The organism is Kitasatospora sp. NPDC058243 (assembly GCF_042882025.1).
GTDB lineage: Bacteria > Actinomycetota > Actinomycetes > Streptomycetales > Streptomycetaceae > Kitasatospora.
On sequence record NZ_JBHVWW010000014.1, the window covers coordinates 31,744 to 41,252 of the forward strand.

Below are 9,509 nucleotides of genomic sequence, written 5' to 3' on the forward strand. Positions count from 1 at the left end.
AAAGCGGGAAACCTGGTGCAGATACCTAGCGGTAACCAGTGCGGGCATGTCATGTTCATCGCGCCACCGGCCGGCGGCCCACCCTCACCTAGGCGTCTTCCCGTCCCCACCGCACGGGAAGACCGAGCCGCAGGAGTTCCGCCGTGCCCGAAAACAGTTCGAGCATCACCCGCAGCGCCCCTCGACTCCGCCGACGGCTGCTCACCGCGGCCCTCGCCCTCCCGCTGGCCGCCGGCGGTCTGATGGCCGGCGGCCTCGCCGCCGCCGCGCCGGCCGCCGCGGCCCCCTCCGTACCCCTCGCCGCGCCGGGCGGCCCCACCGCCAGCGTCACGCTCGGCGACAGCTACATCTCCGGCGAGGCCGGCCGCTGGATGGGCAACGCCGCCGGCACCAGCGGCAGCCGGGCCGGTACCGACCGCGCCTGGAACGGCAGTTCCGCCGACGCCTCCCGGATCTACGGCCCCACGGCCGCGAGCGGCTGCGACCGCTCCGATGTCGCCGAGGTGCTCAGCGCCTCCACCGGCGCGCAGAACGAGATCAACCTGGCCTGCTCCGGCGCCGTCACCGCGAACATCTTCCGCGCCGCCAACGGCGGCCAGACGCTCAAGGGCGAGGCCCCGCAGGCCGACCAACTCGCCGCCGTGGCACGGCAGAACAACGTCAAGCTGATCACGCTGTCGATCGGCGGCAACGACCTCGGCTTCGGCGGCATCATCTCCAACTGCGTCCAGGACTACCTCATCTGGTACTCCTACTGCCACGACTCCGCGCAGTCCTCGATCGACTCGAAGATGCCCACGGCGATGGCCGGGGTCGGCAAGGCGATCGACGAGATCCGCGCGGTGATGGCCGGCGCCGGCTACGCGCAGGGGGACTACCGCCTCGTCCTGCAGTCCTACCCCTCGCCGATCCCGCGCAGCGCCGAGATGCGCTACCCGGAGAGCGGCTGGACCCGCTCGAACACCGGTGGCTGCCCGTTCTGGGACGGTGACGCCGACTGGGCGCGCGACTCGATGGTGCCGCAGATCTCCAAGTCGCTGGCCGGGGTCGCGGCGTCCAAGGGTGCCCAGTTCCTCGACCTCTCCGACATGCTGCAGGGCCGTGAGGTCTGCTCGACGGCCACCCGGCAGCCGACCGCCACCGCCGGACCGTCCGCGACCACCAGCGAATGGGCGCGCTTCCTGGACGGCGGCCTCAACTCCACGCAGGGCGTGCTGCAGGAGTCGATGCACCCCAACTACTACGGGCAGCAGGCGCTCGGGCGCTGCCTGACCCTGCTGTGGGGGCAGAGCAGCGGCGACTACGCGTGCCGCAACACGGCGGGGCAGGACGCGGGCGGGATGTACCTGGCGGCGCGGTGACGCCGTGACGTTGTGGCGCTCGGCGCCCGTTCTCCGGATCGGTTCCGGAGGCGGGTGCCGGGTGGCTCAGCCCTTGGCGAGCAGGGCCTGGGCGTGCGCCCGGACCTGATCCTTCGTCAAGTAGGCGTCGGTGTACTCGAAATCGCGCATCCGGGCGGGCTGCCGGGCGAGGAAGCCGGTCCGGACGAAGTCGTCCCCGGCGGTCGCGTTGAGCAGCCAGTTGGCGCCCACCCGGAACTTGGCCGCGTTGGTGCGCATCGCCATCAGGTGGTAGCCGCGGGCCACCAGCTGGGCCGGCACCCCGTGCAGCTCCACGCCGAGCGGCTTGGACACCGCGTCCTTGCCGCCCAGGTCGACCACCAGGCCCAAGTCCTTGTGGTAGTAGGGCTCCAGAGGCTGGTCGCGGAGCGCGGCGATCACGTTGTCGGCCACCACGCGGCCCTGCCGGGCGGAGTGCTGGGCGGTCGGCGGGCAGACCGCGCCGTCGCCCTTGGCGAGGTCCGGCACGGCGGCCGCGTCGCCCAGCGCGAACACGCTCTCGAACTGCGGCACCCGCATCTCCGCCGTCACCGCGAGCCGGCCGCGGACCGTCTCCGCGTCCAGCGTGCCGATCAGCGGGCTCGCGGCCACCCCGGCGGTCCAGATCAGCGTGCGGCAGGGCAGCACCCGGCCGTCGGTGAACTTGACCGACTCGGCGCCGACTTCGGCCACCGAGACGCCCAGCGACACCTCGATGCCGCGGCCGCGCAGCACCTCCAGAGCGGCCAGGCCCAGCGCGTCGCCCAGCTCCGGCATCAGCTTCGGGGCGATGTCGATCAGGTGCCACTTGATCTGCCGGGTGTCCAGGCGCGGATAGCGGTGGGACGCGGCGGTGGTCAGACGCTGCAGGCAGGCGGCCGTCTCGGTGCCCGCGTAGCCGCCGCCGACGACCACGAACTGGAGCCGGGACTCGCGCTCCCGCTGGTCCAAGGTGGCCGAGGCGAGGTCGAGTTGGGCGATCACGTGGTCGCGGACGTAGGCCGCCTCGGCGAGCGTCTTCATGCCGCGGGCGTAGTCGGTCAGGCCGGGGATGTCGAAGGTGCGGGTGACGCTGCCGGGGGCGAGGACCAGGTAGTCGTACTTCTGCGCCACCACCTCGTCGGTGATCTTGCGGACCACGCACACCTTGGAGGCCGGGTCCACGCCGATCGCGCCGCCCGGAACGATGTGGGTGCGGCGCAGCGTGCGGCGCAGGGAGACCGCGACCGACTGCGGGGTCAGCACGCCGGCCGCGACGTGCGGCAGCAGGGGCAGGTAGAGCTGGTAGCTGAACGGTGTGACCAGCGAGATCTCGGCCTCCGACGGCGCGAGCTTGCGTTCGAGTCGGCGGGCGCACTCCAGGCCGGCGAAGCCACCGCCCACGATCAGGATCCGAGGTCGTTCCATCGCTCATCCCTTTGCCGTGCAGGTCGTAACCGCGAAGGTCCCCATTGCTGTCCGCCACACTCGCACGGAGCAGCGGGGGCTGCCACCGGGGTGGGGCGGATGGTGGAGGGGTGGGACGGGGGCGTACGGAGGGGAGGAGGTGACGGGTCGGCACCGATAGGCTGTGGGGCGTGCTCCCCGAGGTGACGGCGGTCCGTTATGTGACGCCACTGCGAGAAGGCGGCTCGATGCCGGGCCTGGTCGAGGCCGACGACCGGCGGCTGTACGCGCTGAAATGGGTCGGTGCGGCGCAGGGCCGGAAGGCGTTGGTGGCGGAGGTGCTGGCCGGGGAGTTGGGCCGGCGGCTCGGGCTACCGGTGCCGGAGCTGGTGACGGTCGACCTGGATCCGGTGCTGGCCCGCAGCGAGCCGGACCAGCAGGTCCAGGACCAGATGCGGGCCAGTGGCGGGACCAACCTCGGGATGGCCTTCGTCAGCGGCGCGCTCAACTTCGACCCGCTCTGCTTCGAGGTGGATCCGGAGCTGGCCGGCCAGGTGCTCTGGTTCGACGCGCTGATCGGCAACGTCGACCGCTCCTGGCGCAACCCCAACCTGCTGGTGGCGACCGGCGGGCTGCGGCTGATCGACCACGGCGCGAGCCTGATCTTCCACCATCACTGGGCGGGCGCCGCCGCCTGGGTGCGCCGCCCGTACGACGCCTCCGACCACGCGCTGCTGCGGGCCCGGCCGGACCTGACGGCCGCGGACAAGGCGCTCGCGCCGCTCGCGGAGGCCGCGATCGAGGGCGCGGTGGCGAGGATCCCGGAGGTCTGGCTGCTGGACGAGCCAGGCTTCGACTCGCCCGAGGCGGTGCGCGCCGCGTACCGCGCCCAGCTGACCGGCCGACTGGCCGGTCCGCGCGACTGGCTGCCGGAGGTGCCCGCATGACCGAGCCGAGGACGCCCGCGCTGCCGGCCGCCGTCGAACTGCACGACTACGAGTACGCCGTGATCCGCGCGGTGCCGCGGGTGGAACGCGGCGAGTGCGTCAACGTCGGGGTGCTGCTGTACTGCCGGCAGAACGGGTATCTGGCCGCGCGCACGCACCTGGACCAGGCCCGGCTGCTGGCGCTCGACCCGGTGGCGGACGTGAACGGGGTGCGGCGGGCGCTGCACGGGATCGAGGCGGTGTGCGCCGGGGGCCCGCAGGCCGGTCCGGCGGCGGGGGACAGCCCGGGGCAGCGGTTCCGCTGGCTGACCGCTCCGCGCAGTGCGATCGTCCAGCCGGGGCCGGTGCACACCGGGCTGACCGCGGACCCGGAGCCGGAGCTGCGGCACCTGTTCGATCAGCTGGTGCTCTAAGCTCTGTCGACCGGCCGGAGGCTCTGTCGACCGGCCGGTGCTGCAGTTCTGGTCAAGCCGTCGACGGTTGCCGTGGTCAAAGCTTGAGTTGCTGAAGCACTCGGCCGTACGCTGACCCCATGGGTTCGACAGCGACGACGACCGTACCGACCAACGCCGAGTTGATGGAGGCGTTGGCCGCCGTCGGCGCCGCGTATTTCCAGGACTTCGCGGCGGCCGCGGCCCGGCACGGGCTCTCCTCCTCGCAGGCCAAGGCGCTCGGCGCGGTACAGGAGCCGGTGCCGATGCGGGCGCTGGCCGGACGGCTGGGCTGTGACGCCTCCAACGTCACCGGGATCGTGGACCGGCTGGAGACGCTGCGCCTGGCCCACCGGGAGGCCGCCGCCGGCGACCGCCGGGTGAAGATCGTCGTGATCACGGACGAGGGCCGGGAGATCCTGAACCGCATCCGCGGCGAGATGGCCCGCACCCACCAGGCGTTCGAGGCGATGACCGACGAGCAGCGGATCGCGCTGCACTCGATCTGCGGGCAGGTCCTGCCGGTGCTGGCCGGCCGGGCCGGCGCCGCGCAGTAAGCCGCGCAGTAAGCCGCGCAGTGAGCCGCCCGGTAACGGACCGCGCCGCGCCCGGCGGGAGCCGTCGGGCGGGCCCGGCCGGAGCCGTCCGCTCCGGCCCGGGCCGTAGCCGCCCGATGCGCCGACGTTCCGGCTGACCTCGGCTGTTAGGCTTGCGAAGCGTGAGCGCGAAGCCCCAGATCCCCAATGTCCTGGCCTCCCGGTACGCCTCGGCGACCCTGGCCCAGCTGTGGTCCCCCGAGCACAAGGTGGTCCTTGAGCGCCACCTGTGGCTCGCCGTCCTGAAGGCCCAGCAGGACCTCGGTGTCGAGGTACCGGCGAACGCCGTCGCCGACTACGAGCGGGTGATCGACCAGGTCGACCTCGGCTCGATCGCCGCCCGTGAGCGGGTCACCCGCCACGACGTGAAGGCCCGCATCGAGGAGTTCAGCGAACTCGCCGGCCACGAGCAGATCCACAAGGGCATGACCTCCCGGGATCTGACCGAGAACGTCGAGCAGCTGCAGATCCGCCAGTCGCTGGAGCACGTGCGCGACCGTACGGTGGCCGTGCTGGTCCGGCTGGCCCGCCTGGCCGCCCAGCACTCCGAGCTGGTCATGGCCGGCCGCTCGCACAACGTGGCCGCGCAGGCCACCACCCTGGGCAAGCGCTTCGCGTCGATCACCGACGAGCTGCTGGTCGCCTTCCGCCGCCTGGAGGAGCTGATCGCCCGCTACCCGCTGCGCGGGATCAAGGGCCCGGTCGGTACCGCCCAGGACATGCTGGACCTGCTCGGTGGCGACACCGACAAGCTCGCCGAGCTGGAGCGCCGGGTCGCCGGGCACCTCGGCTTCGACAACGTGTTCATCAGCGTCGGCCAGGTCTACCCGCGCTCGCTGGACTTCGAGGTGCTCACCGCCCTCGTCCAGCTGGCCGCCGCGCCGTCCAGCCTGGCCAAGACCATCCGTCTGATGGCCGGCCACGAGCTGGTGACGGAGGGCTTCAAGGAGGGCCAGGTCGGCTCCTCGGCGATGCCGCACAAGATGAACACCCGCTCCTGCGAGCGCGTCAACGGCCTGGCCGTCATCCTGCGCGGCTACGCCTCGATGACCGGCGAGCTGGCCGGCGACCAGTGGAACGAGGGTGACGTCTCCTGCTCGGTGGTGCGCCGGGTCGCGCTGCCGGACGCCTTCTTCGCCTTCGACGGCCTGCTGGAGACCTTCCTGACCGTCCTCGACGAGTTCGGCGCCTTCCCCGCCGTGATCGAGGCCGAGCTGGACCGCTACCTGCCGTTCCTCGCCACCACCAAGGTGCTGATGGGCGCGGTGCGCGCGGGCGTCGGCCGGGAGACCGGGCACGAGGTCATCAAGGAGCACGCCGTCGCCTCCGCGCTGGCGATGCGTGCGGGCGCCCGCGAGAACGAGCTGCTGGACCGGTTGGCCGCCGACGAGCGGATCCCGCTGGACCGGGCCGGGCTGGACGCGCTGCTGGCCGACCGGCTCTCCTTCACCGGTGCGGCCGGCGCCCAGGTCGCCGAGGTGGTCCGCCAGGTGGAGGCCGTCGCCGCCGCCTACCCGGAGGCCGCCAAGTACGCGCCGGCCGACATTCTCTGACGGGCAGTACTTCCTGACGATTCGTCAGCCGGCTGAGGGCCCTGCCGCCGATCCGGTGGCGGGGCCCTCGTCCGTGTGGACGTGGCCCGGGTCGAGTGGTGGGGTGGTGCCGCAGGCCCACTCGCAGTCCGGCTCGGCCACCGGGCGGTCCACCGGCGCGAGCACGTTGCCGCGGACGGTGGCGAAGGCCGTCAGCCCGCCGGTGACCAGCAGCCCGGCGCAGATCAGCATCGCGGTGCGGAAGGCGGAGTCCACCGCGGACGGCACCCGGTAGGCGTCGCCGCTCAGCCCGGCGAGCGAGGGCAGCGCGGCGACCGCGAGCAGCCCGGCCGCGCGGGCGGCGGCGTTGTTGACGCCGCTGGCGATGCCCGCGTGCCGGACCTCGACGGCGGCCAGCACCGTCGCCGTCAGCGGCGCGACCAGCAGGGTCATCCCGCAGCCCAGCACCGTGACGGCGGGCAGCACGTCCGCCCAGTAGGAGGAGCCGGGGCCGGTGCGCAGCATCAGCAGCACCCCGGCGGCGCACAGCAGCGGACCGACGGTGAGCGGGATCCGGGGGCCGATCCGCTTGCCCAGCCGCCCGGCGCGCGCCGACAGGGTCAGCATCAGCACGGTGATCGGGACCAGGGCGAGGCCGGAGACCAGCGGGGAGAAGCCGGAGACGATCTGCAACTGCACCACCAGCAGGAAGAACACCCCGCTGAACGCCGCGTAGACGCAGAGGGTGACCAGGTTGACGGCGGTGAACAGCCGGGAGGAGAAGAGGCCGAGCGGCAGCATCGGCTCGGCGGCGCGGCGCTCGACCGCGATGAAGGCCGCGCCGAGCAGCAGGCCGATCGCGCCGGTGAGCCAGACCGCGGGGGACAGGCCCTCTCCGGCGGCGGTCAGCGCGTAGGTGATCGCGCCGAGGGCGAGCGCGGCGAGCAGCGCGCCGAGCACGTCGAAGCGGCCGACGGCGCTCTCGTTCCGGCTCTCGGGGACGAACCGGGAGGTGACCGCGACCACGGCGGCCGCGAGCGGCAGGTTCAGCAGGAAGATCCACCGCCAGCCGGGGCCGTCCACCAGCCAGCCGCCGAGGAAGGGGCCGACCGCGGCCGACACCCCGCCGAGGCCCGACCACAGGCCGACCGCCGCCGAGCGGTCGTCCGGGTGGAAGACGGCTTGCAGCATGGCGAGCGAGCCGGGGGTGAGCAGCGCCCCGCCGATGCCCTGGACGGCGCGGGCGGCGATCAGCACGTGGATGGTGGGGGCGGCGGCGCAGGCCGCGGAGGCGGCGGCGAACCAGAGCACGCCGATCAGGAAGACCCGGCGCCGGCCGTACCGGTCGCCGAGCGCGCCGCCGAGCAGGATCAGTCCGGCCAGGGTGAGCAGATAGGCGTTGAGCGTCCACTGCAGGGACGCGAGGGAGGCGCCGAGATCGGTGCCGATACGGGGCAGCGCGACGTTCACCACGGTGCCGTCGAGCATCGCCATGCTGGAGCCGAGCACCGTCGCGAGGAGGACCCAGCGTCCCCGCGAGGTGCCCAGGCGCAGTGTTCCTGCTTCGGAGGTGGCCACGGGCCGATCCTGCGCCCGTGGGGCGTACGTGACAAGGGTCACCGGGGGGTGTGTCGGTGGGTGCGCGGTGCGTGAGCGGGCGGGTGCGCAGCGGTGGCGGAATCGGCGCAGCGTCGTGGATCAGTGGCGCCGGGTGAATGGATTGTGCACGTACGGTGCAGTCGATCATTCGGAGGGTCACCGCAGCTCGGGGGGTTGTTGCCGGTTCAAGTGATCGACATTGCTTCACCCGAACGGATGGGTTTTAGTTCAGCGACCGCCCGGCCAGTCCGGACGGATCCACCGGGTGGAACGCCGAATCCTGCCGCTGCCCGGTGGCTCGCACCGAACTCTGTACGGCAGGAGCGGGGGACCCACAGGTAAGTCGCCGGACCGGAAACGGCACGCTTTCGCGTACCCGGATCCAGGGCCGGCTAGGGGTGAAGCCGCATGTGCGGCCGGGCAACTCCAGCCCGAACCCGACAGCTCACCTCGCAGGCGTCGGAGAGGAAAATTCCATGCCTGCACAGGCTCGTCGTATCGCCCTGCCCCGCGCCGCCCGCATCGGGATCGCCACCGCCGTCACCGGTGTCTCCTTCGCCCTGCCGCTCGTCACCGCGATGAGCGCCCAGGCCTACCCCGCGCCGGCCGCCGCCGTCACCGCCGCCCCGGCCGCCGACCAGGCCCAGGCCCCGTCGCAGGAGAGCTACCGCGTCGTCAGCGGCGACACCCTGTCCCGGATCGCCGACGCCCAGCACGTCGAGGGCGGCTGGCAGGCGCTGTACGACCACAACCGCGAGGTCGTCGGCGGCAACCCGGACCTGATCTTCCCCGGTCAGCAGCTCGTGATCGCCGGCCAGGCCGCCCCGGCCAAGCCCGCTGCCCCGGCGAAGCCCGCCCAGCCGTCCGCCCAGGACGCCGCGCCGGCCACCACCGCCGCCAAGCCGCAGGCCCAGCTGGAGGTCCGGACCGAGGCGGCCAAGCCGTCCGCCCAGCTCCAGACCCAGCTGCAGACCGCCGCGCCGACCACCGCGGTCACCGCCGTGCCGGTCGCCGCCGCCTCGGCCTTCGTCGCCCCGCTGGCCAGCCCGAAGCTGGGCACCGCCTACGGCGTGGCCGGCTCGATGTGGGCCTCCGGCCACCACACCGGCCAGGACTTCGTCGCCTCCACCGGCACCCCGCTGCGCGCCGTCGGCAACGGCGTCGTGGTGAAGGCCGGCAACGGCGGCGCCTACGGCAACGAGGTCGAGATCAAGCTCGCCGACGGCCACTTCGCCGAGTACGCGCACCTCTCCTCGATCGGTGTGAAGATCGGTCAGGCCGTCAAGGCCGGACAGCAGATCGGCCTCTCCGGCGCGACCGGCAACGTGACCGGCCCGCACCTGCACTTCGAGATCCGCAACGGCTCGGAGTACGGCTCGGACATCAACCCGGTCGCCTACCTGCGGGCCCACGGCGTCGCGCTCTGACCCTTGCCGGATGCACCGGATGCACCGGATGCACCGGATGCACCGGATGTGTCGGATGTGTCGGATGCGTCGGGTGAGGAACCACCGCTGCTACGGGGCGAATCGACCACCCGGGATGGTCATGTCGGGTGACCGCTCGACCGGGTGATCGCCGCAGCAGTGGACATGGGCGCGGGACACGCCCAGGCCGGCCCGGGGGGGGGGGGGGGGGG

General features: G+C 72.9%; 8 protein-coding genes and 1 riboswitch. Of the genes, 6 read left to right on the forward strand and 2 right to left on the reverse strand.

Translation table 11 applies throughout. The annotated features are described in order from the left end of the window. Positions 1-143 precede the first annotated feature (143 nt). Entirely contained in the window at positions 144-1,361 is a 1,218-nt protein-coding gene (locus ACFVX9_RS12530) for a GDSL-type esterase/lipase family protein (RefSeq protein ID WP_387981531.1), read from the forward strand. Between the two features lie 66 nt (positions 1,362-1,427). Here ACFVX9_RS12530 and ACFVX9_RS12535 read toward each other — a convergent pair whose 3' ends face one another. Further along, positions 1,428-2,786, reverse strand: a complete 1,359-nt coding sequence (locus tag ACFVX9_RS12535) for an NAD(P)/FAD-dependent oxidoreductase (RefSeq protein ID WP_363377903.1) — start codon at positions 2,784-2,786, stop codon at positions 1,428-1,430. A 170-nt stretch (positions 2,787-2,956) separates the two neighbouring features. Here ACFVX9_RS12535 and ACFVX9_RS12540 point away from each other — a divergent pair, with 170 nt between their 5' ends. From ACFVX9_RS12540 to purB, 4 genes are all read left to right on the forward strand, one after another. Then, a complete protein-coding gene (locus ACFVX9_RS12540) occupies positions 2,957-3,712 on the forward strand; it encodes a HipA family kinase (RefSeq protein WP_079136059.1) in 756 nt (251 codons plus the stop codon). Then, positions 3,709-4,125: a DUF3037 domain-containing protein gene (locus tag ACFVX9_RS12545; protein ID WP_363377905.1), complete on the forward strand. Its 417-nt coding sequence runs from the start codon at positions 3,709-3,711 to the stop codon at positions 4,123-4,125. Before ACFVX9_RS12540 ends, ACFVX9_RS12545 begins: the two co-directional genes overlap by 4 nt. Before the next feature lie 119 nt (positions 4,126-4,244). Next, complete coding sequence (locus ACFVX9_RS12550; RefSeq protein WP_063350221.1) at positions 4,245-4,700, forward strand: MarR family winged helix-turn-helix transcriptional regulator; 456 nt, start codon at positions 4,245-4,247, stop codon at positions 4,698-4,700. Between the two features lie 161 nt (positions 4,701-4,861). Next, complete coding sequence (gene purB, locus ACFVX9_RS12555) at positions 4,862-6,292, forward strand: adenylosuccinate lyase (RefSeq protein ID WP_380370413.1); 1,431 nt, start codon at positions 4,862-4,864, stop codon at positions 6,290-6,292. A gap of 24 nt (positions 6,293-6,316) precedes the next feature. On the opposite strand, the gene ACFVX9_RS12560 is transcribed toward purB, so the two are convergent. Next, complete coding sequence (locus ACFVX9_RS12560; RefSeq protein ID WP_380370409.1) at positions 6,317-7,849, reverse strand: MFS transporter; 1,533 nt, start codon at positions 7,847-7,849, stop codon at positions 6,317-6,319. A gap of 312 nt (positions 7,850-8,161) precedes the next feature. After that, a riboswitch (cyclic di-AMP (ydaO/yuaA leader) is annotated at positions 8,162-8,344 on the forward strand. A 2-nt stretch (positions 8,345-8,346) separates the two neighbouring features. Between ACFVX9_RS12560 and ACFVX9_RS12565 the strand changes: the two genes are divergently transcribed. Next, positions 8,347-9,297: a peptidoglycan DD-metalloendopeptidase family protein gene (locus ACFVX9_RS12565; RefSeq protein ID WP_387981535.1), complete on the forward strand. Its 951-nt coding sequence runs from the start codon at positions 8,347-8,349 to the stop codon at positions 9,295-9,297. Positions 9,298-9,509: the final 212 nt, after the last annotated feature.

What these genes read in the sequence shown, in the direction of transcription:
- ACFVX9_RS12535 (WP_363377903.1), bottom strand. Translation starts at nt 2,786, where the DNA reads ATGGAACGACCTCGGATCCTGATCGTGGGCGGTGGCTTCGCCGGCCTG.
- ACFVX9_RS12545 (WP_363377905.1), top strand. Translation starts at nt 3,709, where the DNA reads ATGACCGAGCCGAGGACGCCCGCGCTGCCGGCCGCCGTCGAACTGCAC.
- ACFVX9_RS12550 (WP_063350221.1), top strand. Translation starts at nt 4,245, where the DNA reads ATGGGTTCGACAGCGACGACGACCGTACCGACCAACGCCGAGTTGATG.
- ACFVX9_RS12565 (WP_387981535.1), top strand. Translation starts at nt 8,347, where the DNA reads ATGCCTGCACAGGCTCGTCGTATCGCCCTGCCCCGCGCCGCCCGCATC.